At 56.8% G+C, this 26,379-nt stretch carries 22 protein-coding genes and 1 pseudogene; 8 read left to right on the forward strand and 15 right to left on the reverse strand.

The features are described from left to right. Positions 1–91 precede the first annotated feature (91 nt). From A3714_RS15055 to A3714_RS15070, 4 genes are read left to right on the forward strand one after another with little or no spacing between them, the layout of a single operon-like run. On the forward strand, positions 92–868 hold the full coding sequence (locus A3714_RS15055) for a DUF3348 family protein (protein ID WP_063508400.1): 777 nt from the start codon (positions 92–94) through the stop codon (positions 866–868). Beyond that, positions 865–3,117: a DUF802 domain-containing protein gene (locus A3714_RS15060; protein ID WP_063508399.1), complete on the forward strand. Its 2,253-nt coding sequence runs from the start codon at positions 865–867 to the stop codon at positions 3,115–3,117. Before A3714_RS15055 ends, A3714_RS15060 begins: the two co-directional genes overlap by 4 nt. Continuing rightward, entirely contained in the window at positions 3,117–3,782 is a 666-nt protein-coding gene (locus tag A3714_RS15065) for an OmpA family protein (protein WP_062815357.1), read from the forward strand. The genes A3714_RS15060 and A3714_RS15065 overlap by 1 nt, the downstream gene beginning before the upstream one ends. Beyond that, on the forward strand, positions 3,775–4,509 hold the full coding sequence (locus tag A3714_RS15070) for a DUF2894 domain-containing protein (RefSeq protein WP_062815356.1): 735 nt from the start codon (positions 3,775–3,777) through the stop codon (positions 4,507–4,509). The genes A3714_RS15065 and A3714_RS15070 overlap by 8 nt, the downstream gene beginning before the upstream one ends. Before the next feature lie 37 nt (positions 4,510–4,546). On the opposite strand, the gene A3714_RS15075 is transcribed toward A3714_RS15070, so the two are convergent. Then, complete coding sequence (locus A3714_RS15075; RefSeq protein ID WP_063508398.1) at positions 4,547–5,437, reverse strand: LysR substrate-binding domain-containing protein; 891 nt, start codon at positions 5,435–5,437, stop codon at positions 4,547–4,549. A 106-nt stretch (positions 5,438–5,543) separates the two neighbouring features. Between A3714_RS15075 and A3714_RS15080 the strand changes: the two genes are divergently transcribed. Genes A3714_RS15080 through A3714_RS15090 form a run of 3 tightly spaced genes read left to right on the forward strand, consistent with a single transcriptional unit; the run spans position 5,544 to position 9,911 of the window. Next, complete coding sequence (locus A3714_RS15080) at positions 5,544–7,097, forward strand: NADH-quinone oxidoreductase subunit L (protein WP_231866180.1); 1,554 nt, start codon at positions 5,544–5,546, stop codon at positions 7,095–7,097. Continuing rightward, a complete protein-coding gene (locus tag A3714_RS15085) occupies positions 7,094–9,550 on the forward strand; it encodes a YbcC family protein (protein ID WP_063508397.1) in 2,457 nt (818 codons plus the stop codon). The genes A3714_RS15080 and A3714_RS15085 overlap by 4 nt, the downstream gene beginning before the upstream one ends. Before the next feature lie 58 nt (positions 9,551–9,608). Further along, on the forward strand, positions 9,609–9,911 hold the full coding sequence (locus A3714_RS15090; RefSeq protein WP_062815353.1) for a hypothetical protein: 303 nt from the start codon (positions 9,609–9,611) through the stop codon (positions 9,909–9,911). A gap of 71 nt (positions 9,912–9,982) precedes the next feature. Here the strand turns inward: A3714_RS15090 and A3714_RS15095 are convergent, their stop codons facing one another. From A3714_RS15095 to A3714_RS15145, 10 genes are all read right to left on the reverse strand, one after another. Next, positions 9,983–12,037, reverse strand: a complete 2,055-nt coding sequence (locus tag A3714_RS15095) for a BCCT family transporter (RefSeq protein WP_063508396.1) — start codon at positions 12,035–12,037, stop codon at positions 9,983–9,985. Positions 12,038–12,478: 441 nt separating this feature from the next. Further along, entirely contained in the window at positions 12,479–12,916 is a 438-nt protein-coding gene (locus A3714_RS15100) for an HIT family protein (RefSeq protein WP_063508395.1), read from the reverse strand. Positions 12,917–13,011: 95 nt separating this feature from the next. Then, a complete protein-coding gene (locus A3714_RS15105) occupies positions 13,012–13,641 on the reverse strand; it encodes a hypothetical protein (protein ID WP_063508394.1) in 630 nt (209 codons plus the stop codon). Positions 13,642–14,074: 433 nt separating this feature from the next. After that, the gene (locus tag A3714_RS15115) at positions 14,075–14,512 is read right to left on the reverse strand and encodes a T6SS immunity protein Tdi1 domain-containing protein (protein WP_063508392.1); all 438 of its coding nucleotides are present in this window, start codon (positions 14,510–14,512) and stop codon (positions 14,075–14,077) included. Between the two features lie 22 nt (positions 14,513–14,534). Further along, positions 14,535–15,101, reverse strand: coding sequence for a hypothetical protein (locus tag A3714_RS17770; protein WP_156493062.1), 567 nt, complete (start codon positions 15,099–15,101; stop codon positions 14,535–14,537). A gap of 92 nt (positions 15,102–15,193) precedes the next feature. Further along, the gene (locus tag A3714_RS15120; protein WP_156493061.1) at positions 15,194–15,754 is read right to left on the reverse strand and encodes a hypothetical protein; all 561 of its coding nucleotides are present in this window, start codon (positions 15,752–15,754) and stop codon (positions 15,194–15,196) included. Positions 15,755–17,662: 1,908 nt separating this feature from the next. Continuing rightward, a complete protein-coding gene (locus A3714_RS17775) occupies positions 17,663–17,974 on the reverse strand; it encodes a hypothetical protein (RefSeq protein ID WP_156493060.1) in 312 nt (103 codons plus the stop codon). Between the two features lie 88 nt (positions 17,975–18,062). Continuing rightward, positions 18,063–18,473 (reverse strand): hypothetical protein, encoded by a 411-nt coding sequence (locus A3714_RS15135; protein WP_063508388.1) that lies wholly within the window; start codon positions 18,471–18,473, stop codon positions 18,063–18,065. 13 nt (positions 18,474–18,486) lie between these two features. Then, on the reverse strand, positions 18,487–19,035 hold the full coding sequence (locus A3714_RS15140; protein ID WP_063508387.1) for a hypothetical protein: 549 nt from the start codon (positions 19,033–19,035) through the stop codon (positions 18,487–18,489). Between the two features lie 81 nt (positions 19,036–19,116). Continuing rightward, positions 19,117–19,779, reverse strand: a complete 663-nt coding sequence (locus tag A3714_RS15145; protein ID WP_063508386.1) for a hypothetical protein — start codon at positions 19,777–19,779, stop codon at positions 19,117–19,119. A 723-nt stretch (positions 19,780–20,502) separates the two neighbouring features. Between A3714_RS15145 and A3714_RS18295 the strand changes: the two are divergent. Then, positions 20,503–21,501 (forward strand): annotated as a pseudogene (locus A3714_RS18295) (integron integrase). A gap of 68 nt (positions 21,502–21,569) precedes the next feature. On the opposite strand, the gene gcvPB reads toward A3714_RS18295, so the two are convergent. The 4 genes from gcvPB to gcvT form a co-directional block, all read right to left on the reverse strand. After that, positions 21,570–23,045 (reverse strand): aminomethyl-transferring glycine dehydrogenase subunit GcvPB, encoded by a 1,476-nt coding sequence (gcvPB, locus tag A3714_RS15160; RefSeq protein WP_063508384.1) that lies wholly within the window; start codon positions 23,043–23,045, stop codon positions 21,570–21,572. Then, positions 23,042–24,400 (reverse strand): aminomethyl-transferring glycine dehydrogenase subunit GcvPA, encoded by a 1,359-nt coding sequence (gene gcvPA, locus A3714_RS15165; RefSeq protein WP_062815341.1) that lies wholly within the window; start codon positions 24,398–24,400, stop codon positions 23,042–23,044. The genes gcvPB and gcvPA overlap by 4 nt, the downstream gene beginning before the upstream one ends. A 179-nt stretch (positions 24,401–24,579) precedes the next feature. Continuing rightward, on the reverse strand, positions 24,580–24,966 hold the full coding sequence (gene gcvH / locus A3714_RS15170) for a glycine cleavage system protein GcvH (RefSeq protein ID WP_062815340.1): 387 nt from the start codon (positions 24,964–24,966) through the stop codon (positions 24,580–24,582). A 250-nt stretch (positions 24,967–25,216) separates the two neighbouring features. Beyond that, positions 25,217–26,296 (reverse strand): glycine cleavage system aminomethyltransferase GcvT, encoded by a 1,080-nt coding sequence (gene gcvT / locus A3714_RS15175; protein ID WP_062815339.1) that lies wholly within the window; start codon positions 26,294–26,296, stop codon positions 25,217–25,219. Between the last annotated feature and the right edge of the window lie 83 nt (positions 26,297–26,379).

Genomic DNA, 26,379 nt, shown 5'->3' on the forward strand with positions numbered 1-26,379 from the left:
GCAACCGACAGACGCATTATCATCCCCGCCCTTTCCCGATTAGAATGGCCGGCTCGCTCGCGTATACCCTGCAGCATGGATAACCAAGAGTATGCATAGGACGCACACATCCTCCCAATCCGGTCCCGCCGGCAGCCGCCTGGTGGCGCTGCTGGCCCAGCTGGACCGCAAGGCCGCCCGGGCCAGCCATGGGGATTTTGCCGAGCGTCTGGGGCGACTGTTCGATCTGTCCGATGCCATCGCCCTGGACGGGGCCAACCAGTACCGCCCCAAGGGCCCGTTCGACGCCAGACCGGACGCCACCGAGCGACTGCAGGCGGACCTGCTGAAAACCCGCGACACCCTGCTGGCCCATCTGAGCCGCAGTTTCGCCGGGGAAAAGGCCGCCTCGGTGATTCCGCTGCCACCGCTCAGGGACGATGCCCCGGCCGACAAGCGCCCCACCTTCGGCGCCTACGAACGTTTCTACCAGGCCCACCAACGGCAGATGATCGCCGGGCTCAGCAACCTGCGCCAGCGGGCCCGCCGGCTGCTTGGCAGTCACAGTGACGCCATGGCCCGGCTGGCGGAACTGGACGCGGTGTTTGAACAAAGTATGGCCGGCTATGTCCGTCACTGTTTTGGCGCCCTGCCCGGCTTCCTGGAAAAACGTTATCGCACCCTGTGGGATACCCGTGATCCCTTTCACACCGCCCAGGACTGGCTCAGCCCGCAAGGCTGGCTGGGTCAGTTCCGGCGCGAACTGCAACTGTTGTTACTCGCCGAGCTGGATGCCCGCCAGGAACCGGTACTCGGCCTGCTGGATGCCCTCGCCGCTGACGCGACGGACACCCAGTCCATCAATAACGAGGTAAGCAAGACCGTATGAGACGCTTTCTTTTTGCTGTCCCCTTTCTGCTCGGCGCCATCGCCGTGGTCTGGATCGCCGCCACCTTTCTGAGTAACCCGGTGGCCCTGACCGTGACCCTGATCATCGCCGCCGCCTACACCCTGGGCTTTGCCGAACTGCTGCGCTTTCGCCGCACCACCGCCACCCTGGACCGGCAACTGGAGGATCTGCCCGACAGCCGCGACGGCCTGAACCACTGGCTCAAGGCCCTGCCCGGCAGCCTGCGCCACGCGGTGCAGCGTCGCATCGACGGCCACCCGGCGCCGCTGCCCGGCCCCCAGCTCACTCCCTACCTGACCGGCCTGCTGGTCATGCTCGGGCTGCTGGGTACCTTCGTGGGCATGATCGTCACGCTGCAAGGGGCCGCCACCGCCCTGGACGGCAGCAGCGAACTGACCGCCATCCGCAGCGCCCTGGCCGCCCCCATCGCCGGGCTCAGTCTGGCCTTCGGCACCTCTATTGCCGGTGTGGCCGCCTCCGCCATGCTCGGTCTCAGCGCCGCCCTGTGCCGCCGCGACCGCATGGCCGTGTCCCGCAAGCTGGACGACCGGGTGGACCTGGAGCTGCATGCCTTCTCCCTGGATCACCAGCGCCAGTCCGCCTATAGCGCCCTGCAGGACCAGTCACGCATCTTCCCGGAACTGGTCAGCGCCCTGCAGGGGCTCACCGGACGCATGGAACAGATGGGCGAACAGCTCAGCGACTCCCTGACCCGTAACCAGCAGGATTTTCATCACACCCTCACCGACCAGTACCGCACCCTGGCGGAGTCGGTCAGCCAGTCCCTCAAGGAAACCCTGGCGGACAGCAGCCGCCTGGCGGTGGAAAACATCCAGCCGATCATGGAGCAGTCCCTCGCCGGCCTCAGCCAGCAGGTACAGGGCACCCACGAACGGCTCAACGCAATTACCGAGAAGCAGCTCGCCACCCTCACCGAGCGCTTCCGCGAGACCACCGAAGCCGCCGCCCAACACTGGCAGCAGGGGCTCGATCAGCATCAGCAGACCAGCGCCCGCCTGGTCAGCGATATCAGCACCTCCCTGGCCGCCCACCACGACCAGTTCCGTGACAACAGCAGCCAGCTGCTGGAGCAGGTTCGCAGCACCCAGGCGGAACTGGGTAACGCCAGCGAACAGCAATTGGCAGCCATCGCCGAGCAATTCCGCAGTGCCAGTGAGCAGGCCCTGCAACAATGGCAGCAAGGCCTGGCCGAACAGAAAGACACCGGCCACAGCCTGCTGCAGGAAGTGCGCGACACCCAGCAGCAGCTGGCCCGTACCAGTGAAGAACAGCTCACCGCCATCACCGGCCAGTTCCGGGCGGTCAGCGAGCAAGCCGCCGCCCAGTGGCGCGACGGCATCGACGCCCAGCAGGCATCAGGCGCCACCCTGATCAGCGAACTGCGCAGCGCCCTGAGCGAGCACAACCAGCAGTTCCAGACCAGCGCCGCCGGCCTGCTGGACGGCCAGAAATCCGGTATCGATACCCTGGTGGCCACCGTGCGCGAGGAGCTTGTTGCCCTGCGGGATGCGGAAGCGGGCCGCAGTGAGGCCGCCAGCGAGCGTCTGGCACAACTGGAAGGCACCGTCAGCGAACACCTGGGTCGCCTGGGCACCGCCCTGGAAGCGCCCATGACCCGACTGATCGAGACCGCCTCGGAGACCCCGAAGGCCGCCGCAGAAGTGATCAGCCGCCTGCGCGAAGAGATGACCCGCAGCAGCGAACGGGACAACGAGCTGCTGGAAGAACGCCGCCGCATCATGGCCGAGCTGGACACCCTGCTCAGCAGCCAGCGCGATGCCGCCGGCGCCCAGCGCGAGGCCATCGAAACCCTGATCACCGCCGCCAGCGACACCCTCACCCAGGTCAGCGACACCTTCGCCCAGCAGGTCAGCGCCCAGAGCGAACAGCTCGACCAGGTGGCCGGTGATGTGTCCGGCAGCGCCGCCGAGGTGGCCAGCCTCAGTGATGCCTTTGCCACCGCCGTGCAGGTATTCAGCGAGGCCAACGACAAGCTGCTGGATAACCTGCAACAGGTGGAAAGCCGCCTGGAGCAATCCTCTGCCCGGGCCGATGAACAGCTCAACTACTACGTGGAGCAGGCCCGTGAGGTGATTGAGCTGAGCATGGCGTCCCAGAAGGAAGTGATTGATGCCCTGGGCACACTCAACGGCGCCGGCAAGAATGTGGCCCAGAGCGAAGAACGCCCGGCCAGCGAGGTCAACTGATGGACGATCTTCACGACAGCGACAGCTCGCCGGTCTGGGCCATCTTTTCCGATCTGATGGCCGCCCTGGTGGGCATTCTGGTGCTGGTGCTGGTGTGGGTCATCGGCATCCAGCTGGAACTGAGCCAGTCCCTGGAAGAGGAAAAGGCCCGGCGGGTGGCCGAGGAGCAGCGCCGCCAGGCCCTGGAAGAGGCCCTGGCCGATCCCCTGGCCAGTGGCCGGGTCACCTTCCGCGACGGCCGTATCGGTATCAGTGGCAGCGTGCTGTTCCAGCTCAACTCGGACCAGCTCCAACCCGAGGGGGAGGAGTTGCTGCGCGATCTGGCCAAACCGTTGCAGGTCTTTCTGGATCAGCACGATGAATTGCTGATGGTCAGCGGCTTCACCGATGACCTGCCGATCCAGCGTGGCAACCGCCGTTACCAGGATAACTGGGGCCTGTCCGCCCAGCGGGCACTCACGGTCACGCGCACCCTGATCAACCAGGGTATGCCCGCCGACCAGGTGTTCGCCGCCGCCTTCGGCCCCCACCAGCCGGTGGTGCCCAACGACAGCGATACCACCCGGGCCCAGAACCGTCGCGTGGAGTTGACCACCGTGCCCCGCCAGGGCGCCGCGGCCCGGACCGCCCAGCAACAGGCACAGGGAACCGACAGCAATGGCTGATACCGCGCTCAGTGCCATTCACCAGCAGCTGGCGGCCCTGCGCGAACAGGGCGCCCACCGCTATGCCCCGGCCCGCTTCCGCTATCTGGAAGCCCAGAGCGAACGCCTGGCGAAACTGGCACGGGTGAGCCCCTCGCCGCTTGCGCGGTTGCGCGCGTCACTGACAGGTTTTCAGGAGGACTTTCAGCGCGAAGGGGCCCAGCTGGATGCGCAGCTGGCAGAGCATGGGCTGACCGACAGCTTTGCGGCTCTGCGGGAACAAGGCGATCTGAAAGCCCTGCTGCGGCATCTTCGCAGCCGTCAAACCTCACAGGCCCCATCGGCTTTCACGGCCCTGCAGGAAAGCTATACAAGCAGCCAGGACGCCCAAGAGGAAGAGCCGGACAGCGACCCGGTCATTGCCCTGTTACGACAGCAGGAACAGCGCGTGCTGGCCAGCCACGGGGTGGAAACGCCCAGCGCACCGGTGACGGACGGCCGCCCCCGGGAACTGAAAGCCCTGCGCCAGGTGCGCGCCAAACAGCACAGCCAGCGGAAGCGTCAGCGCATCGAGCAGGCCATTCACCAGACCCCCAGCGACGCCGGCCCGCTCAATTCCCATCGCCTGGTCAGCCGCGCCCTGGAAACCCTGCGCGATCTTTCCCCGGCCTACCTGGATCATCTGGTCACCCAGGTGGACACGCTGATGTGGCTGGAGAAACTGGCCAAGCAGCGGCGTTCGACTTGAGTTTTCCCCGGTCACGGGACACTTGCAGCGAACACGGTCAGGCGACATCGCCACGGGATTTTTCCAGCAAGGCTTTCAAGGGCAGCAACTCAAAATGGCGCTCGGCCGTGATCGCATAGAAATGCTCCACGATATCCTCCAGCACCCAGTAGGTTTCCAGGGTGCCGTTATGCAGCTCATCCTGCACAACCACTTCCGGCACCAGGGCAAGCGCCCCGGAATCCCGCGCCAGCAGCCGCAACATCGCCATATCATCCACCTCGGCCCCCACATCCACCTTGACCCCCAGCTGCCCCATCAGCAGATCGAACTGGCTTCTGATTTCGCTACTCGGGCCCGGCAATAACAATCTGGCTGAGGCCAGATCCTGCGGGAACTGGAACTTCCTTGCCGCCGCACCGGGCGGGCCGACAATACAGACCCGTTGTTCCGCAATTTTCTGACACTGCAGGGTTGCCGACGAATCCGACACTACAGCGCGGTTAGAGAGAATCACATCAAGCTTGTGCATGCGAAGCAGCTCAAGCAGTTCTTCCAGGGTCGCAGAGCGTATCTCCAGCCGGATTTCCGGCTCACTGATGATGGGGCGCAGGAAGTTTTCCTGGAAATTCCGCGACAGGGTCGCCACGGAGCCCACACGTAACCTGCGCAGTTGCAGAAAATCCCTGCTTTCCGTGAGCGACAGCAGCTCACTGCCCAGGTTGAAGATACTTTCCGCATATTCCAGCACCACATGGCCGATTTCGGTGAGCTTGAGTACCCGGCCTTCCCGGGTGAACAGCTCATGGCCCAGCTGGTCCTGCAACTGTCGAATCTGCGAGGACAGGGCGGACTGGGAGACATGCAGTTGCTTCGCCACCCGCGTCAGGTGCCCCTCTTTGGCCACCATCCAGAAGTAGTAGAGGTGGTGGAAGTTCAGGTCTCTCATTAACCATTCTCTAAATGTGAACAATTCAAGATGAATTATCTATTTTACAAAACATCTGCCTTTGCACAAGATTCGCCCGTCGCCCATCTAGCAAAGGAGTTCCAGCGTGCTGGCTTACATGAATGCATGGCTACTTCCTGCCGTTTATACGCTCGGCTGGCTGCTGGTATTGGCACAATCCCGACACCATTGGGCCATCGCCCGTAGCACCGGACGCCTGGGCCTGCTGGCCTGTGTTGGCGGCGCCATCATTGCCGTATTCGGGAGCTTCGAGGGAAACCCTGGCATCGATACGCTCGGGCTGGTCACGGCCACGCTGGTGGCATTGCTGGGCTGGGTCATCATCCATTTCTCGTGCCGCTACCTGACAGGGGAGCGCCAGCAGCAGCGTTTCATCCGTGCCATGTTGTTCACCATCGCCTGTGTCGGTGTGCTGCTGGCTAGCCAGCACCTGCTGGTGATCACCCTGGCCTGGTCCGGCACCAGTATCGGGATGCATTTCCTGCTGACCCATTACCGCGAACGCAAAACGGCCCAGATCGTGGCCCACAAGAAATTCCTGGTCAGCCGTCTTGCCGAACTCTGCCTGTTCGCGGCTCTGGCGCTGATTTATCACGCCAGCGGCACACTGCAGCTCGATGAACTGCGCCAGTTTCTGGCGACACAGGCTGCCCTGCCCCTTTCACTGCAGTTGGCCGCCGTGATGATCGTGCTGGCGGTGATCCTGAAAACCGCACAGCTGCCGCTGCATGGCTGGCTGATCCAGGTCATGGAGGCGCCCACACCGGTCTCCGCCCTGCTGCATGCCGGTATCGTCAATATCGGCGGCTTCATCCTGATCCGCCTGGCCGACCTGCTTAATCAGGCGGTCATTGCACAAGGGATTCTGGTCCTGGCCGGTACTACCACCGCGGTGCTGGCCAGCCTGGTGATGATGACCCGTGTCAGCATCAAGGTGCGGCTGGCCTGGTCGACCTGTGCCCAGATGGGTTTCATGCTGCTGGAAATCGGCCTGGGCCTGTATGAGCTGGCCCTGCTGCATTTGCTGGCACACTCCCTGTACAAGGCCCATGCCTTCCTCAGCGCCGGGGAAACCGTGGCCATGGTTCGGCAACAGGCGTACTTCACCGGTGGGGCCGACCGTGGCTGGTCCGGTCATTACCTGACCTCCGGCTTGCTCAGTGGTGCCCTGGTTGGTGCATCGCTGTGGGGCTGGCAGAGCGTTTTCCCGGCGCTGTCGGTGCCGGTTGCCGCGCTGGTCATCGTCGCCCTGGGGCTGGGCCCGCTGCTCAGCGGCGAGCAGGGGTGGCGTGCCGGCCTGATGGCCCGCGGCGCCTTCATGGTGCTGTTGCTCACCCAGCTTTACTTGGTCTGGCATGTGCTGTTTGCGGCCATTGCGCCTCACAGCAGTCCGGTCGGTCTGCTGCAAACCGTGGCCATTATCCTGTGCTTCTCCGGCCTTTACGGGCTGCAGTTCTGGCTGCAGAAATACCCCGACGGCAAGCTCGCCACTACCCTCTATCCCTGGGCGTACCACGGTTTTTATCTGGATGAACTCTTCACCCGGGTCACCTTTCAGGTCTGGCCCGTCAAGCTGAAACCGGCCCAGGCCCAGACCCGGGTCCATCGTTTTGCCTCAGACAACGGAGAACCGGCATGAGCACACAGGCCCTGGCAGATCAGGTTCACGATGATGGCCTTGAGGCAGACATCGAGGCAGCCATCCAGACCACCGTATCGCGGATCGCTCCTACCTGGCCGCTGGACCGGATGATCGCCGTGAATCCGTACTGGGGGCACCGGGATCTGTCCTTTATGCAAACCGCCACGCAACTGGCCCGGCTGGCCGGCAGCCCCATGGCCCTGGATGCCAGCGACTACCGGGACGCCTGGCAGGCCGGTGACATTGATGCTGACGCCCTGGCGCAGGCCCGGGATGAACTGGCGCCGGGCGAATCTGTTGAGGCGCTGCTGGACGCCCTGGAGACCCCGGCCGCGCCGCTGACGCCAGCCCCCTTGCTGTCGGATACCCTGGACAAACACCGGGATCTGCAGTCCGAACCGGCCTGGTGTGACACCATCACCCACCAGATCTCCCAGTTCTGTGCCGCCTACTTCGATCACCATCAGTCACAGTGGCGCCCCAGCCAGTCGGCGCCGCTCTACCCGCAATGGCGCAACTCCGTGGGCACGGATCACGGCATCGCCATGCTGATGAAGGCGCCGCAACTGTCGGCAAGGGCCAGCCAGCTGGCCACACAACCCCGGGAGCAAATTCGTCAGGCCATCCGGCAGCTGGGGATTCCCCGCGAGGATATCTGCCACTACCTGCAGGCCGTGCTGGCGCGGATCAGCGGTTGGGCCGCCTGGTGCGCGTACCGGAATTGGGAGGCGCAACTGGCCGGCGAGGAAGACGACACCCTGGTCCATCTCCTCGCCATCCGGCTCAGCTGGGAGTGCCTGATCGATGGGGGCAGCCGCGCCCCGGACGCCCCGTGGACACAGTGGCAAGGCGCCTGGTCTGCCCATCTGCGCCAGGTAGACACGGTCCCCGCCACACTGATCTGGCAACGGGCCCAGGAAATCCATTACCAGCGCTCCCTGATTCGCAATCTGACCGCGCATCATGGCAACACGGACCCTGCCTTGCCCCAGGTGCAGGCGGCCTTCTGCATTGATGTGCGCTCGGAAGTGTTCCGGCGTCACCTGGAGGCCCAGTCCCCGCATATTCACACCCTGGGTTTTGCCGGCTTTTTCGGCCTGCCCATCCGCTATGAGCCCCTGGGTACTGATCTGCAGCGGCCCCAGTTACCCGGCTTGCTGAGCCCGGCCATGAGCGTCACCGACACCAGCGGCAGCGACAGCCGGGACCAGGCCATCACCCGCAAGCGGCAATCCCACCTGCGCCACCACCACAGCTGGAGCCGCTTCAAGGCCATGCCCCTGTCCGGCTTTGTGCTGGTGGAATCGCTGGGGCTGGGCTACCTGTTCAAGCTGATCAAGCAGACCCTGCCCAGCCAGGCCCCCTTGGTGGCGGAGACCCGGAACGGTCTGTCCAGCAAGGACGCTGCTGCGCTCAGCCCGCGACTGGACAGCGCCACCGCGGGCGATACGCAGCAGCAGGCCGAACTCGCCTGCCGAATCCTCACCGGCATGGGGCTGACCTCCGGCTTTGCCCCCCTGGTGCTGCTGCTCGGCCATGGCAGCCAGACCCGTAACAACCCGCATCAGGCGGCACTGGATTGCGGCGCATGCTGTGGGCAAAGCGGCGATGTGAATGCGCGGACATTGGCCAACCTGCTCAACGATCCGGCCGTGCGGGAACGGATGCAGGATGCGGGCATTGCGATTCCCGATAGCACCCATTTCCTGGCCGGCCTGCACAACACCCTCACCGAGGAAGTCACCCTGTTTGATCTGGCCCGGCTACCGGAAAGCCACCGCGACGCCCTGGCGTCCATCCAGCAGCACCTGCGCCGGGCACAAAGCGGCGCCAGTGCCGAAAAAGCCACGAGACTGGGCCTGGCCCACCTGCAGGACAAGCCCGATGCCCTGTCCCGGGCACTGCGTCAGCGGGCCAATGACTGGTCACAGACCCGGCCGGAGTGGGCCCTGGCCAACAACGCCGCCATGATGATCGCGCCACGGTCACGGACACGGGGCCTGGACCTGCAGGGTCGCAGCTTTCTGCATGACTACGATTACCGCAGTGACCCGGACGGAGAACGGCTTGAGCAGATCATGACCGCCCCCATGGTGGTGGCGAACTGGATCAACATGCAGTACTTCGCCTCCACCGTCGACAACCTGCGCTTCGGCAGCGGCAACAAGACACTGCACAACGTGGTGGGCGGAAAACTGGGCGTCTTTGAAGGCAACGGCGGCGACCTGCGCATCGGCCTGCCGATCCAGTCCGTGCATGACGGCGAACACTGGCAGCACACCCCGGTGCGGCTGAGCGTGTTCATCGAGGCCCCCCGGGAAATGATTGCCCAGGTGATCGAGAAACACGAAGTCGTGCGCCAGCTGGTCAACCACCAATGGCTTTATCTGTTCCGCGTCCAGGGTGAACAGGTAGAGCAGTACCAACAGAACCGCTGGATAGCCTGGTAATCCCGGCTATCCAGCGTAACGCGATCATTCAATGCCTTGACCAACGGGAGAGAGAATCATGTCGAGCCACACCCCACAGTCCAGTCATAAACTCATCAGCGGCGAGTTCTCCGCCGATGATGCCAAGACCATCCTGATGGCGTTGATAAACAACAAAATCCAGTTTCATCAACTGGAGAGATGGAGCGGAAACGAACGCCTGGGCGCGGATAATCCCGTGGTTTCCAGGCGCATTGAGGAGCTGATGCAGACCAAGGAAGCACTGGCCGCCCTGATCGAAGAATCCGAAGCCAAGGGCGCACGGCTTGCCATCCATTGCAGCATCGACATCACAATGCTGGAGAATGCCGCAGCCTCATGATGCCTGCCTTGTCAGGCAAGACGGTGCCCCAACAGGGGCACCGTGTTAAGTGAGACAGCCGGCCAGCCGCCCTACTTTTCCGTTTTTCCCTCATCATCCTCCGGCGGATGGAGCAGGTCATCGTGCTCCCCCATTTCCCAGGGCAACTTGCCGGGGGTGAGATCCAGGAAGTGCAGGTAGTTTTCGAACTGGTCCAGGATGTCGCGAATGATGTCATCCTCGTCATAGCCGAACACATCATAGGAGCGACCGCCTCGACGCAGGAATACCTCTGCCCGGTAGTAGTTTTCCTCTTTCATCACCGTGGACGCGCCACCGGCGGTCACGAAGCCGGGCACCGGCTGGCTGACCAGGCGGATGTCATAGACAAAGCCCACATGGCCTTCACGGTTTACCTGCAGTTCCGCGCGAATCAGGTTGTCATCAAACAGCACCCGGGCATCCCAACCCGCTTCTTTCATTTCCTTGACCACCTTTTCCATGCTTTGCATGGCTTTACCGCGAATGAAACCTTCCACATTGTCGCGGCCAGGGAAGTCCATCATGCCTTTCAGACGATGGCGCCACTGGGAACCGGTCAGGTGACGGCGCGTGGCCATGTGCATTTGCAAGCTGGTTTCGCGATGCCCTTCAATTACCAGCGCCCGCCACATGCCCACGGCAGCCAGGATAATGATGATGGCAAAGGGCAAGGCGCTGGCAATGGTCATGGTCTGCAACGCCTGCAAACCACCAGCCAGCAACAACACCGACGCAATGGTCCCTTCCAGCACCGCCCAGAAGACCCGCTGCCAGGCCGGCGTATTGAGCACGCCACCGGAGGCCAGGGAATCCACCACCAGCGAACCGGAGTCGGATGACGTCACGAAGAAGGTGACAATCAACAGGACCGCCAGGAAGGAAATCAAGGTGGACAGCGGCAACTCATCAAACAGCTTGAACAGCGCCACCGCCTTGTCGGTCTGCACATCGCCGACCAGGGTACTTACCCCTTCATTCATGATCATGTTCAACGCCGTATCCCCGAACACGGAGAACCACAGGAAGGTAAACAGGGACGGCACCAGCATCACCCCCACCACAAACTCGCGGATGGTGCGGCCACGACTGATCTTGGCAATAAACAGCCCCACAAAAGGCGCCCAGGCGATGGTCCAGCCGAAGATAAACAGGGTCCAGTTACCGATCCAGTCGCTGTGGGTGTAGGCCTGCAGGTTGAAGGTCCGCTCGACAATGCCACTCAGGTAGCTGCCGGTGTTCTGCAGGAAACTTTCCAGAATATGAATCGTCGGGCCCACCACGAAGACAAAAGCCATCAACGCCACGGCCAGCACCATATTCAGAATGGACAGGCGCTTCACGCCCTTGTCCATGCCCGCTACCACAGAGACGGTAGCCAGGGCGGTGACAATGGCAATCGCCGTGATCTGCACCCAGGTGGCCACCGGCACACCCCACAGATAATTCAGCCCAGCATTGATCTGCGCCGCGGACAAACCCAGGGTAGTCGCGATACCGAACATGGTGCCGAGAATCGCGAACACATCGATGGCATGGCCGATAGGTCCATAAATACGTTCCCCAATGAGCGGGTAGAACGCCGAGCGCATGGACAGGGGCAAACCATGACGAAACGCGAAGTACGCCATCACCAGGCCCACCAGGCCGTAAATCGCCCAGATATGAAACCCCCAGTGGAAGAAGGCAATCTGCATGGCCTGCTTGGCCGCATCCACGGTCTGTGCAGCGCCCGCCGGCGGTTCCGCATAATGCAGCACCGGCTCTGCCACCCCGAAGAACAGCAGCGCAATGCCATAGCCTGCCGAGAACAACATGGCGAACCATTCCGGGAACGAATATTCCGCTTCACCGTGATCTGGTCCCAGTTTGATATTGCCCCAGCGGGTCATGGCCACGCCGACAATAAAAATCAGAAACAGCGCCACCGCCAACATATAGAACCAGCCGAAATTGGCGGTAATCCAGGCTTGCGCCGCGCTAAAGGCCTCACCCGCCCGTTCCGGGTTACTGATGGTTCCCACAATGAGAAGAAAGGACACCACAACGGCGGGTATGAAAACCGGAAACAGAATGGTAGAGGAACGTAGCGTGCTTTTGTCCGTCATAATACTCATCCTTGATGACAGGGTTAGCCACAGAAAGACCGGCAAGGCCCCTCCAAAAAAAGTAACCGCCCAATGCTAACAAAAATGAACGCCAGTAATTTTTAAATCCTGTTAGCACTGCCCCGGACCAGGAATGGCATTCATGAAATTTTCACATTGCCGACGGTTGCACTGATAATAACGTACCAGAAAAGGCAGGGAGGACAACAGCAAGTCGAGCTCAATCCGGCATCTTCACCGGAGAAGCCATGCGGCATCCAGACAGAAACTTCCGCGTCAAAAGCGAAGCGCAGGACAGACGAAGTCTGATCCGGAAAGGTGAGCGCAGGAAATGACCGCGGTATGAAGTGAGTTTTTCAGTAGCATCGACGCTGTTATTGATCAGCGACAAGGCAGGGGGGCTAGGTGGACGCCCCAGGCAGTCACGGACTCCAAAAACCGTTATTTTTCGATCTTGAGTGTGGCCGCAATTTCATCCATTTTTTCTCTTGATGGAACGGGCAGATTCTTGAAACCAAACCTTACTTCGCCTTCTTTGACGTAAGCCATTTTTCTGAATACGACATCGTAAGGGTGGTTTTGCGGGAACACATTGAAATGGGCGTGCGCAACCCCATAGCCGTGAACCCCCATGCCAACACGACCAGGACTGTACATACTCATTATCTTTTGACCGATCTCAAAGCCGACACCCATAACGTGATTTGCAAGATCTTTGGGCAAGTCGGTGAAGTGGTCAATGTGCTCCTTTGGAAACACAACCGCCGATTCGGGATAGGGTGCATGCAAAGGCACTATCGCTAAACAGACATCATCTTCGTAGATAACGCTGGCCTCAAGATTACCTTCGATTATTTGGCAAAATGGGCAGTGGCTCATTTGACTACCTCAGAGAAATATAACGCTTGCAGCAAGCGCGCCCACGGAATGGAGCCGAAGGCACAATGTAATGGGCTTCGCTGTGCCTGCACGGGTTATGTTCTGACGCTACGCAGGAAATCCAAATAGAACGACTCATGCTTTCCATTGTGATTTTCCTTCCCGGGCTTTTTAAGAATACCTTTCGGAGGGATGTGGCTTTTGATGCACTTCTCAGGCGTTTGACTCCAGCGAATATTGACTGCGGCAAGCTTGGGGAAGAAATACATTGATGAGTATGCAGGAACATTGTCATGAATCCACCACGCAAGTGCCTGCCAATCACCTGTTTTCTCGTAGTAGTCAACAAACGAATTCACCACGATACAAGCCGTGGCGCCAATCTCCCCATTCTTATCCTTATAATCCCAAATATGGTGAGCATAATTCGATTCATTGCTTGAGCAATTGTATTGATTTTTGTTCTCTGCACCTTTTGCATTGACAGCTGGAGAGCGATATCCAGACCTGATTGAAATGCGCCCCAAAGCATCCTGAATGGGCTCGAGAACGTTTTGGCACAGGCCACGCCCCGCCTCAATTGCTATTTCAGGATATTCTGGAACGTTTGGAATGCATTCGATTTGGGATATTTCCGAGTACAAGAAATCCCTCATGAAAAATGAATCAGACAAACGCACTCGACCCAGATCTTCAAGCGCCTTAACGGATTGAGGTGATCGCAAACTTCCCTCCCTGAAACATAACGCTGCGGACACGCGCTTGTCGCGTGCTCTGTCTTGTTATGTATAGCGGGAAATGATATCAAAATCGGCATCTCCCGGCTCAAAAGTAGCCATCCACCTAGTTGTTCCATCGGGCGCGACCGACTCTAGTTCGTACGCCATTCGCGGAGACTCATACACCTCAATGATAGTTGCCATGTCTCCAACAGCAGGAATCTCTTCGCCCAACGATACGTCCGAAGCACTAAATACTCTATGCAGGACTTTTATCTGAACACTGTTGTATTGACGCAAGACTCACTCCCTTTTCTTACATAACGCCGTGCTCAGCGGCGTCTTACTTTATGCGCGTTTTGCGCGAAAATAGGAGCGTAGCGACCGCGCAAAACGCGCATAAAGTAAGACGTCAGCTGCAGCACATTGTTATGCGATTTCACGGCACCACCTCGAGCTCAATTTGAGCGCCGTCAGGAAGATCTTCAATTTGTTTACCGAGATCACCAGAAAACCTAATAATTTCTAGCAGCGGCGCTATCTTTACATTTGAGCCACCATACTCACCGCCTAACACGCCCGGAATCACCATGTGGTATTTGCATCCTGGCTCCAATTTTCCAAGCGCCGCTTCGGCCTCTTGGACCATAGCTGACATAAACCAGTCTTCGAGAAACTCTTCACTTTTTATTAGAGCTTTATATTCATCAATTGACTCTGCAATGATCTCGCAATAGACGTCTTCAGGGCAAATCCGCCAAAATCTATCACTGAAATCTTTAACGATTAGGTTGCCAAAGTCATTCTCAATAACGACTTCTTTAGGCTCTATACCAACCCAGCCCCAAGAATCTTTGATTTCGTTAAGAATGGTCATACCTCTCTTTTCGCATAACGCCTCAAACACCGGCCAGGGTTACTGTTTCGGCACACTGCATTACAGGCATAGGGCCGACCTTTTTATTTGAGTTTTTCTTTATAAAATTGTTTAGCTTCCGAGATGTACTTGAAACAGTTTTCCAATCCCACTCGGATGGTGAACCCATAACATCACTATAATTAGGCTCCCAAGCGGTAGCCCGTTTCTCTGTGTTATGGTTGGTATGGCTATATTGCAAACCAACCTTATTGATGCCTTTTAGATCAAGAGATATAAGCCCCCAGCCATCGACACGATATCTGTGTGTTGCGCCCTGACACTTTTTAGGGTTTAACTCAATTCGATTTACCTTCACATTTTCAGATGCCTTAACAGGCCATAGCATAAGATTTGCTGAGCGTTTTGGAGTCTTTGAAAACTCTGCTAGCTGATAATAGTCAAAAACTTCACCGGTGCATGAAAATTCAACAAGGTCTTTTTCATATTCAGAGTATGATTCGAAAACTCTGCATTCCATTTCATCAAAGATGAAGTTAAGTATCTCTATGAAGTCATTGTCTATTGCATAGAAATTACAATTTGGCATCTGCTCGATATTTCCTTGCCGTGTAACGCCCGGGCTCAGCGGCCGATTTGGAGGCGCGCCGCGCCGAAAATGCGGTCCGCTTCATCCCCTGGTTATGCATTGATGAGTTTCCGGTATTGTTCCAAGGGAAACTCGTGCTCAACCCACATTTCCTTGTATTTCTTGGGACCGATATCCTTATGGATTTGCTTCAGAACATCGGTTACCTGCTCAACAAGATGCTGCACCGTGGCCTCGCCCCTAAGCCAAACATCGTAATCTGATAATGAGGTTAGCCCCCAACTCTGCCAATCTTTGAACCAGCGCGCCTCAAAGTCTATTTGGTTTTGATTTTTAGTTACTACCAGCTGGAGCTCACCGGGCTCATCCATGAAGATCGCTTTCGCGGTATTAGCGCCAGATCTCATTTCTATTGCAAGGTTTGCAAGATCCCGAAGACTGTCATGCAAATAGGAAACGTCGTTCTCTATCTCTTCATCACCATCAGAAATGGTGATTTTGGCCCACCCGGCATCTTCAACGATATAGGAGATAGATAGACTCAATTTCTTTTCCTGCATAACGCTGCGCTCTGCCGCTTGTCGGCAGCAGCGCCTTGTTAACTGCCAAACTCCGGCAGCGTGGCTGATACATGCAAAACGTCTGCTAACCATGATCCTTGCTCTTGGCTAGATAGATACACAGACTGGCTCTGCCCCCTGATCTCCATTACTTGATGAGATTCATCATGGCCAATGACCTCAACTTCATTTCCAATTAAGCCTCGCCACATACTCCAATCTGAGACATCAATAACATGATCAGGCTCATTCAAATTAAAACGATGATCTTGAATGCCAACTGAGTACTGGACTGGCTCGCTGCACCAGGAAAAGTACTTCCTATCTCCATTATCAAACTCTAGGTATATCTCTCGATCTATTTCATGCCACCCAGGATGATCATTCAGGGATCTGAGATCTACCTCATAGAGTTCGTATATGACTCGCTTCAATTTCATAAGCAGTTAACGCCTGCCTCAGCCGCCGAAGGTCGGCTTGCAGGCCCTTGTTATAGAGTTTCCATTTCACGAACCGAATATTTCGGCGGCTCGCCGTAGCCTCTGACCACTACAGATAGATCATTTCTGTTACCAATGACACGATAACGAAACTCAACATAAGATGGGTCTGACGAAGAGCCATTGTAGGAAACTTTTCTTCTAAAAATGATCTCTGACAACCCGCCTGATGCCAGGCCAACCTCTTCATTAGAAAGAATAAATTCCCTGCTCCTCTCGCCCTCAATATCATTCTGATGCCAGAAAAGAATCCCTGCCCTGCCGACAAAAGCAATTATTAGTATTAGCGGAATCCATTTCAGGAACCTACACACCAGCCCTCCCAGCTCACTCTATAACGCCTCAATAACCGGCAGCCGTTAGGCTGTCCGGCGCCGAAGGCGCGAAGTTAATTGACTTGTTATATTTTTCCAGGCCGCGGCCGGCATAAGAAGCCACATAGTTAATAGAATTATGGGTAGTTGAATAATAAGGATATAGCTAATGGCAAAGCTGTAATCGTCACTAATAGCCCACAAAAACACTAATGAGGGAAGCAAGGAAAGACTGAGTACGGCAACAGCATGAGACTTGTAAAGAACACCTAGATCAGAGTGAGCCATGCCGTATTTTACAAGTATAAAGCGTACTACCCGCACTACTAGTGCGTAAGCCATGAGCCATAAATTAGCTATTGTAATTACTACTATTTCTGTGCCCATCTATCTCTCGAAAACATAACGCCGCCAACAGCGGTCGAGCGTAGCGAGGTCAAGCCCCGAAGGGGCGATGCTGCCTGGCCTTGTTATAAGATTTTGGGACAGCATTAATGACCGCCTGTAGGTTTCTTGCTGCTCTTGCTTGTTACCCAAAGATATATGAGCAGTCCAAGGCTTACCAACAAGCACGCCGAAGAAATTTTGAACATGAGCTGTATGCCCGTATTGGGGCAGCCCCACATACAGGTAAACATTAGCCCGACTACCGAAATAGCAAGAATAAATATGTTCGCTACAACTGCTAAAAAATATCTCATGGGTAAACGAGCTTATAACGCTTTACTCACCGGCACATACTGCGGAGAGCGTTTTTGTATAAAAATGGAGCGCAGCGACAGACACAAAAATGAGCGTGGCAGTATATGTCCGAGTGCAGCAACTTGTTATGTGAATTTACCAAGAACACCTTGCAGCACCATAAGCAAAATTAAACTTAAAAATGAGCACTTAAACACTTTAACAATTGTAACGAATTGATTGACATGCCTACCTTCAAAACACTTGGCAGCAACGATCTTTAGTTGCTTATTCGACCATATACCGTGAAACTCAAATGGTTTACATTTTGAAATTGCAAGTGCATACCCGAAGTAAAGGAGCACAGAGACCATCATTACAAAGAAGATACCCTTCATTATTAAATCGATGAACGCGATCATTTCCACCCTTTCACATAACGCCAGGCGAAGCGGGCAAATTGAAGCGAGGAACGAGCGGAAATTTTGTCCGCCTTCCGCCGCTTGTTATAAGCCTGGGGGCCAGGTGCATTGAACCTTGTTTTCTCGAAGGTAATTACTGGCCATATCGTTCCTGCTAACAACGTACTCAACACGACCACCCTCTATTCCCACAGCCGGAATACTGAACAGATGTTTTCCAGCACAATAAACATCAATGATTCTATGAGTTCCGCTGAATTGAAGAAAATTAGCCTCTCCAATTTCTCTCGCTAGCTCCCAAACCATAGCCCTCTCAGGAATGTCTACTTCGATAGAAAGAGGGCCTAACTGGTCATCTTGAGAACAGCAAGCTTCACGTACCACTTCAATTTTCATAGGAGCTTATAACGCCTAGCTCACCGGCAGAGTAAATTGGCGCGACTTTTGGAACAAAAGGCGTGACAGTTTACGGAGTCCGGTGAAGCTACTTGTTAAGTTCTGGTTCATCTTCGGATAAATAACCACGTTTCATAAATACTTTTAATGCTCTTTCAGCTTCCCTCTGGAAGGGCGGCCAATAGTTGGATGATAAGAAATCACCTATCGAATCTACATAATCAGGCATATCTATTAACATTTCCCAAATTTCTTTGAAATTAAGAACAGCGTTAATTTCTTCTTGAGTATATGTAGGTTCAACATACCATCCATCTTTTACATGCTCGAAAACAAACGAGTCTTCCAGCTGTTCAACTAATTCGACAAGAACTTGTGCAATTGGAACATTTCTTTGATATTCCAACAAATCATGCTCACTGCTAGCCAGCTCGAAATATTGAATCAAATTATTCCGAATTCTCTGAGCTATAACGATGTCGGGTACAGAGTCATTCATAAGAACTTAACGCCTAGATCACGCGCTTGTCGCCGTGCATCTTCTTGTTAGAGTTTCTAGCATTAAATTTATCCACTATCTCCTGCGCCAGAGGTTTGTAGCCTGAAAGAAATCCCTCTATCTGAATCTTGCTATCAGCACTACATACCTCGGTACCACTTCCAGGAGTCCAACGGCTAACCCCCTTTTCTAAATCAGATTTCACTCCCACCACATCATCTAAATATATTCGCTTTACACCATTAAATGGGCCAACTGCCTCAATGACATCACCTTTTAGAGTCACACGCCTAAACCAAAAGTAGATAGCAGGAACCAACCCAAGAATAGCGCCTACACCCAGCATTACTGCTTTACTTAAAATATCAACATGCGAATATGTAAAGAGCGCGCTATACAGTGAATAAATAAACAAGGAAAGGAGCGTAGGAGAAAGCCATCGAGGCCCTCGAAAGAAAGCAAAAAGATTACCCCCCGGATCTCTCTCCTCATGGCGCCGATAATACACTAGAGCCACATAAGCCCCCGCAATCACACCCCAAAATATCTTTTCAGTCACCATACATTACAACTCTAACGCCTTGGGTAAGCCGCCGGGACGGAGCGCAGCGTAGTACCGGTCGGCTTCACCCACTGGTTATACCTAAATTGCGCGGAGCTCCGCTCTCATTTGTTGCATGAGCTGGCTGGCTTTTTCTTGAGTTTTCCGGCCAAGCTCCTTTAGTTCTGCCTGATATCGTTCCGTACGTTGGTGGTCTTGGGTCAGTACGATCTCGGTAAACTGCCCCATAAATTCATTTGCTTTGTCCATTGAGGCTTTGGTTAGAACTTCCAGCTCAGAAAAAGTATCAATCATTTCATCCGTGGCGGTCAGTTTTAACCGATTTGACTCCGCTTGTAGCTTCAATACATCGTCGAGCCCTTCCTGCATCAAGGCTGAAATCTGCCCACCGAACCAAGTTATCACCTGATGTTCTTGTTGTTTGTCAGCAGACTCTGTTGCAGCAAGGTAGTCACTTAGATATTTATCAAAGATCGGACGCATGCGTGCGGGAAGGTCAACCTGATGCTTTTTCCCGAAAGAATCCAAGTTAGCCACATATGTTTCGTATTGGCTTGCCTTTAATTCGAAGACTCTTTTCCTTCTTTCAGCTTCCAGACCCAAATCACTTTTCAATCGAGCCATTGCCCTGTCATGACTCTGCTTGTTGAAATAAACAAACAAGCCCCACAGAACATTCACCACACCAAATGCCCATGCGAAATACTCGGGATTTTCTTGTATCACTTCATAAATCGCTGACATGAATGTCCTTTAGGTATAACGCTTTGCTCACCGGCACATACTGCGGAGAGCGTTTTTGTGTAAAAATGGAGCGCAGCGACAGACACAAAAACGAGCGTAGCAGTATGTGTCCGAGTGCAGAAACTTGTTATGTGAATTTACCAAGAACACCTTGCAGCACCATAAGCAAAATTAAACTTAAAAATGAGCACTTAAACACTTTAACAATTGTAACGAATTGATTGACATGCCTACCTTCAAAACACCTGGCAGCAACGATCTTTAGCTGCTTATTCGACCATATACCGTGAAACTCAAATGGTTTACATTTTGAAATTGCAAGTGCATACCCGAAGTAAAAGAGCACAGAGACCATCATTACAAAGAAGATACCCTTCATTATTAAATCGATGAACGCGATCATTTCCACCCTTTCACATAACAGCGTATTCAGTCGAACGGTTCGACATATCTTTTTTCGACATAATTCTTGACAGACTACGCGATAAAATGCCGAAAAATCCATAACTCTCAGGGCCTTAATGAAAAAATGAGAACCCTTCCTGTTTGACAAAACTCGAACAAGCGGCCTATTTCCGGAGATTCCAAGCATATTTAAGTCGCAAGCCGAACCAAATATCAACGATTTAGCAAACTTTAAGACATCTCCTACAGGCATTTACGCCCCTTTCTGTTGAGCACGGCCTCGTCTGACCGCAGCCTGCTACGAGACAGGAGAGCGTCATGAATAACAGAACCAGAGATATTCCAGTTTCCATTCCAGACAATCCGGTAAGGCTGCTTGACCAGTTTCGCGCTTGGCTACGCACCAACCATTATCGTTATCAGACTGAACGGACTTATGTTCATTGGGTCATTACCTATATCCGTTACCATGGCCGCAGGCACCCCCGCGAAATGAGCACGCCGGAAATACAAGCCTTCCTGACTTATCTCGCTGCACAGCGGCATTGCAGCCCGGCCACGCAGAAGATTGCCCTGAATGCATTGAACTGCTTCTATCGCAAATTCCTCAAAATTGATTTCCCGGCCTTGAACTTTCGCCAATCACGCAAGTATCGCAGGCCTCCCGTTGTTTTTACTGATGAGGAGGCACGGTCCATCATTGAGCAGTTAACCGATCCATTCAAGCTGATGGCAGAGCTTATGTATGGTTCCGGATTACGGGTTTCTGAAGCCTTGAGACTGAGAATCAAGGATATTGATTTCGGCCAGGGCCAGCTCATTGTGCGCGAAGGAAAGGGAAACAAGGATCGCGTCACCGTACTTTCCAGCCAGTTATATGAACGCCTGAAGATCCAGATCGACTTGGCCACCAGTTATTACAAACAGGACAGGGAGAATGGGGTTGGCCCTGCCTAGATGCCCTATGCGCTGGCGAGAAAGTATTCCGGTGAAGGCTCGCAATTGGGCTGGCAATTCATCTTCCCGTCCCGCGAACCTGCCCGAGACCCACAGACTGGGATTATTCGCCGCCACCACCATCACCCCGACACTATTCGCAGACAGATAAAGAATGCCGCCCAGGAAGCCGGGATTGTTAAACTCTGCGGCCCACACACTTTCAGACATTCGTTTGCAACAAGGCTACTGGAGAACGGCTATGACATCCGCACAGTGCAGGAGCTGCTGGGGCACAACGATGTGTCGACCACCGAGCGCTATCTGCATGTGATGAATCGGGGTGGGCTGGGGGTGATTAGTCCGTTGGATCGGGGGTAACGGATAACAAAAACCCGGCATGCGCCGGGTTTTATTCGCCTTGCGAGCAAGGCTCCAACGGTCCTGTCCTAGGGAGCTGATTCCGACCAGGTGAGATCCAGCTCGCGGGCTGCCTTGACGTCATCCAGGCGACGCACCGGTTGGGTGAAGGGCGCTTCTTTCACCATGTCGGGCTCGGTGCGCGCTTCTTCCAGGATGGCGGCCATGGCGTCCACGAACGCGTCCAGGGCTTCCTTGCTTTCGGTTTCGGTGGGCTCGATCAGGAAGCACTCCGGCACCAGCAGCGGGAAGTAGGTGGTCGGCGCGTGCTGGTTGTAGTCCAGCAGACGCTTGGCGATATCCATGGCGGTGACACCCAGCTCTTTCGCTTCTTTGGCAAAAGTGAGAATGAACTCGTGGCTGGCCCGGCGATCCGGGTAGGCGGCAGTGCAGCCCACGGCTTCCAGTCGCTTGAGCAGGTAGTTGGCGGCCAGGGTGGAGAATTCGCCCACGCGGATCATGCCTTCGCGGCCCAGGGAACGGGCGTAGAAGTAGGCGCGCAGCAGCACACCGGCGTTGCCCATGAAGGCACTCAGGTGACCGATGCTGGTATCCAGGGTATCGGTATCGATCCAGTGGTAGCTGCCGTCATCGCGCTGGCCCGCCATGGGGGTGGGCAGGTAGGGCAGCAGGCGTTCGGACACGCCCACCGGGCCGGCACCGGGACCGCCACCACCGTGGGGAGTGGCGAAGGTCTTGTGCAGGTTCATGTGGATCACGTCGAAACCCATGTCACCGGGACGCACCTTGCCGAGGATGGCATTCAGGTTGGCGCCATCGTAGTAGAGCAGACCGCCGGCTTCGTGGACGGCTTTGGAGATAGCTTCGATCTGCCGCTCGAATACGCCGCAGGTGCTGGGGTTGGTCATCATCAGACCGGCAGTCTGCGGACCGCAGGCGGCTTTCAACGCTTCCAGGTCCACGTCGCCATCTTTGCCGACGGGCACTTCGCGCACCTTGTAGCCACACATGACCGCGGTGGCCGGGTTGGTGCCGTGGGCGGCTTCCGGGATCAGGATCTCGGTACGGCCTTCATCACCGCGTGCATCGTGGTAGGCGCGGATCATGGCCACGCCGGCGAATTCGCCCTGGGCGCCGGCCATGGGGGCGAGAGACACGCCCTTCATGCCGGTCACTTCCTTGAGGAAGTTTTGCAGCTCGAACATGCAGCTGAGGAAACCCTGGCTGTGGCTTTCCGGCGCCAGCGGGTGACGGTTGAGGAAGCCCGGCAGCATGGCGGCACGGTTGGCACCGCGGGGGTTGTACTTCATGGTGCAGGAGCCCAGCGGATAGAACTGCTTGTCGATGGCGAAGTTCTTGCTGGACAGGTTGGTGTAGTGACGCACCACCTGCATTTCCGACACTTCCGGCAGGCCCGGCTTCTGCTTGCGACGCAGGTGCGCGGGAATCGCCGACAGCTTATCGTCGCTGAGGGCTTTGGGCGCCTGGGAGGTGGCACTACGACCCGGGTGAGACAGTTGGAAAATCAGTTGTGTCTCGCTCATGCCAGCACCTCCTTAAGAGCAACGGCAAACAAATCAAGATCGCCTTCACTATGGACTTCGGTGGCGTTCACCAGGATGGCGTTGCTCATGCCATAGTCTTTCGCCAGGCTGACGCCACCCAGCACGTCCTTCTCGGCCAGGGCCGCCAGCACTTCGTCCGCCGGTTTCGGCAGGGTGAGCACCACTTCGTGGAAGGTGGGCGCGGTAAAGGCGCGTTCCACACCGTCGATGGCGGTGAGCTTGTCGGCCAGCGCCTGGGTATTGGCGTGGCAGTGGGCGGCCACGTTAGTGAGGCCGTCCGGTCCCAACAGGGAGGTGTAGATGGTGGCGGCGGTCATGGCCAGGCCCTGGTTGGTACAGATGTTACTGGTGGCCTTGGAACGGCGGATGTGCTGTTCGCGGGCCTGCAGGGTCAGGGTAAAGCCCTGCTTGCCTTCCATGTCCACGGTGCGGCCGATGATGCGGCCCGGCATCTGGCGCACGTGCTTCTGTTTGCAGCACATGAAGCCGAAGTAGGGACCACCGGAGGACAGCGGCACGCCCAGGGGCTGGCCTTCGCCAACCACGATATCGGCACCCTGCTCGCCCCATTCGCCGGGCGGAGTTATCAACGCCATGGCAGTGGGATTCACCACCGCGATCACCAGCATGCCGTTGGCATGGGCCCAGTCGGTGAGTGCATCCACCTCTTCCAGGCTGCCGAAATAGTTGGGCTGACTGATCACCAGTGCGGCAAAGTCTTCGCCTTCGTGGGGCTTGAGGGCATCGATCAGGGTCTGCCCTTTTTCCTGGCAGAAGGGCACGGTTTCCAGGGCCACATCCTGGTTTTCCACGATGGCCTTGGTGGCGCTGGTGTAGCGCGGATTCAGGGCCGCCGGCACCAGCACCTTGCGGGACTTGCTCTTGCGGTTGGCGCGCAGGCTCATCAGCACCGCTTCAGCCAGACCGGAGGCGCCGTCGTAGACGGAGGCATTACTCACGTCCATGGCGGTGAGCCGGGTCATCAGGGTCTGGAATTCATAGATCACCTGCAGGGTGCCCTGGCTCGCTTCCGCCTGGTAGGGCGTGTAGGCGGTGTAGAACTCACCGCGAGTGGCAATCTCCCATACCGCCGCCGGGATGTGGTGCTGGTAGGCACCGGCACCGATAAAACTCACCGCACCGGCGTCCATGGCCGCGCGCTCGTTCATCAGCCGGGTCACTTCCATTTCACTGAGGCCATCGGGCAGAGCGTCGAGCTTGCCGGCGGCTTTCAGGTGCGCGGGGATTTCATCGAACAGGTCTTCGATGCTGTCGGCGCCGATGGCGTCGAGCATGGCGCGCACGTCATCGGGGGTATGGGGGATATACGGCATTGGGGTACCTGGATAGGTTGGGTGTTGGCTTTGAGTCCACAGCGCTTAACTGGCGGTGAAGACTAGCTACAAGCTGCAAGCTGCAAGCTTCAAGCTGCAAGGAAAACCTGTTTTGGGGTTTAGCTTGCAGCTTGCAGCTTGTGGCTTGTAGCTTGCCGCTGCGAATAATCGCTACGCGATTATTCGCTCTCGATCTGCGCCTGGTACTGGTCGGCGGTGAGCAGGTTGTCCAGATCGGTTTCTTCGCTCATCTGGATCTTGAACAGCCAGCCACCTTCATAGGGGGCGTTGTTGACCAGTTCCGGCTCGTCTTCCAGTGCCTCGTTGATCTCGATGACCTCACCGGCCACGGGCGCGTAAATGTCGGAGGCGGCCTTCACGGACTCCACCACACCGGCTTCGTCACCGGCGGCCACGACCTGGCCCACTTCCGGCAGCTCTACATACACCAGGTCGCCCATGGCGTCCTGGGCGTGCTCGGTGATGCCGACAGTGACCACGCCGTCGTCGTTCTTGGCCCATTCGTGGCTGGCGGCATAACGCAGCTCGGCTGGAATCTCGCTCATTGTTGTCTCCTGTTGAGAGTCGCTTGCTTGCGGCACGCTTTACGCCTGCACGCTGAAAGTTGTTCCGTAGGAGCGTCGCTGGCGGCGCGATAGTCAACGCATTGAATCGCACCGCCAGCGACGCTCCTACAGCCTGTCTTGTCACCTTTTCATCTTGAGCGGCACCGCCGCTTGTTGCCTTCGGCATTTCCGCGCTGCTGCAACACGGTTTCGCAGCACGCGTGATGCATGGCAGCGAATAGCGTGCACGTTAAAGCGCTTTGTAAACCGCCTGGCCGTTGCGCACGAAAGGCGGTTTGACCACCTGGGCAGGTTGGCGCTTGTTGCGGATTTCCACGTCCACCTTGCCGGTGGCGCCAGCGGGCAGCCGGGCCAGGGCGATGGATTTGCCCAGGGTGGGTGAAAACGTACCGCTGGTAATTTCGCCTTGCTCGCCATTGGGCAACAACACCTGCTGGTGGGCACGCAGTACGCCCTTGCCTTCCAGCACCAGGCCAACGAGCTCTCCGTGGCCATTTTGTTGCTGGTTGAGCAGCGGCTGGCGACCGACGAAATCCCGGTCGTTGAGGACCAGCGTCCACCCCATGTTGGCTTCCCACGGGGTGATGCTCTCGTCCATGTCGTTGCCGTACAGGTTCATGCCGGCTTCCAGACGCAGGGTATCCCGGGCGCCCAGGCCGATGGGCGCAACACCCGCGTCCAGCAACTGCCCCCACAGTGTGACCGCGTCATTGCCGGGCAGCATGATTTCCACGCCGTCTTCCCCGGTATAGCCGGTGCGGGCGATCATCCACTCGCCGTCTTCGGCAAACCCGAACACTTTCAGGGTATTCACGGCCTCGGCACGGGCACCGCTGAGCAGACCGGCCACCAGGCTGCGGGCCTGGGGGCCCTGGATGGCAAGCATGGCCAGGTCGGCCCGCTCGCGGATATCCACGGCAAATCCGCCCGCGTGTTTTTCCATCCACGCCAGGTCGGTCTCGCGGGTGGCGCAATTTACCACCAGACGGTAGTCATTGTCCCGCTTGTAGGCGATCAGGTCATCGATGACGCCGCCGCTGTCATTGAGCATGGCACTGTACAGGGCACGGCCCGGGGTGACGCGGTCCACGTCGTTGGCCAGCAGGTGGCGCAGAAAGTCCCGCGCACCGGCCCCGGCAATATCCACCACGGTCATATGGGAGACGTCGAATACGCCGGCGTGCTGGCGCACCGCGTGGTGCTCCTCGATCTGGGAGCCATAGTTGATCGGCATGTCCCAGCCGCCAAAGTCGACCATCTTGCCGCCGGCCGCCAGGTGCGCGTCGTACAGAGCTGTGCGATGACCCATATAAACACCACTATTCAAATGAGGGGCAATTATATCGGCCCGAGGCCGGGGGGCATAGGCTGGCGGCATGGACAGGGGCGGAT

The organism is Alcanivorax sp. HI0007, from assembly GCF_001635525.1.
In the GTDB taxonomy this organism is placed as follows: domain Bacteria; phylum Pseudomonadota; class Gammaproteobacteria; order Pseudomonadales; family Alcanivoracaceae; genus Alcanivorax.

Coding starts and splice junctions, on each gene's coding strand:
- A3714_RS15055 (WP_063508400.1), top strand. CDS start 92: ATGCATAGGACGCACACATCCTCCCAATCCGGTCCCGCCGGCAGCCGC.
- A3714_RS15060 (WP_063508399.1), top strand. CDS start 865: ATGAGACGCTTTCTTTTTGCTGTCCCCTTTCTGCTCGGCGCCATCGCC.
- A3714_RS15065 (WP_062815357.1), top strand. CDS start 3,117: ATGGACGATCTTCACGACAGCGACAGCTCGCCGGTCTGGGCCATCTTT.
- A3714_RS15070 (WP_062815356.1), top strand. CDS start 3,775: ATGGCTGATACCGCGCTCAGTGCCATTCACCAGCAGCTGGCGGCCCTG.
- A3714_RS15075 (WP_063508398.1), bottom strand. CDS start 5,437: ATGAGAGACCTGAACTTCCACCACCTCTACTACTTCTGGATGGTGGCC.
- A3714_RS15085 (WP_063508397.1), top strand. CDS start 7,094: ATGAGCACACAGGCCCTGGCAGATCAGGTTCACGATGATGGCCTTGAG.
- A3714_RS15090 (WP_062815353.1), top strand. CDS start 9,609: ATGTCGAGCCACACCCCACAGTCCAGTCATAAACTCATCAGCGGCGAG.
- A3714_RS15095 (WP_063508396.1), bottom strand. CDS start 12,037: ATGACGGACAAAAGCACGCTACGTTCCTCTACCATTCTGTTTCCGGTT.
- A3714_RS15100 (WP_063508395.1), bottom strand. CDS start 12,916: ATGAGCCACTGCCCATTTTGCCAAATAATCGAAGGTAATCTTGAGGCC.
- A3714_RS15115 (WP_063508392.1), bottom strand. CDS start 14,512: ATGACCATTCTTAACGAAATCAAAGATTCTTGGGGCTGGGTTGGTATA.
- A3714_RS17770 (WP_156493062.1), bottom strand. CDS start 15,101: ATGCCAAATTGTAATTTCTATGCAATAGACAATGACTTCATAGAGATA.
- A3714_RS15120 (WP_156493061.1), bottom strand. CDS start 15,754: ATGGTTAGCAGACGTTTTGCATGTATCAGCCACGCTGCCGGAGTTTGG.
- A3714_RS17775 (WP_156493060.1), bottom strand. CDS start 17,974: ATGAAAATTGAAGTGGTACGTGAAGCTTGCTGTTCTCAAGATGACCAG.
- A3714_RS15135 (WP_063508388.1), bottom strand. CDS start 18,473: ATGAATGACTCTGTACCCGACATCGTTATAGCTCAGAGAATTCGGAAT.
- A3714_RS15140 (WP_063508387.1), bottom strand. CDS start 19,035: ATGGTGACTGAAAAGATATTTTGGGGTGTGATTGCGGGGGCTTATGTG.
- A3714_RS15145 (WP_063508386.1), bottom strand. CDS start 19,779: ATGTCAGCGATTTATGAAGTGATACAAGAAAATCCCGAGTATTTCGCA.
- gcvPB (WP_063508384.1), bottom strand. CDS start 23,045: ATGAGCGAGACACAACTGATTTTCCAACTGTCTCACCCGGGTCGTAGT.
- gcvPA (WP_062815341.1), bottom strand. CDS start 24,400: ATGCCGTATATCCCCCATACCCCCGATGACGTGCGCGCCATGCTCGAC.
- gcvH (WP_062815340.1), bottom strand. CDS start 24,966: ATGAGCGAGATTCCAGCCGAGCTGCGTTATGCCGCCAGCCACGAATGG.
- gcvT (WP_062815339.1), bottom strand. CDS start 26,296: ATGGGTCATCGCACAGCTCTGTACGACGCGCACCTGGCGGCCGGCGGC.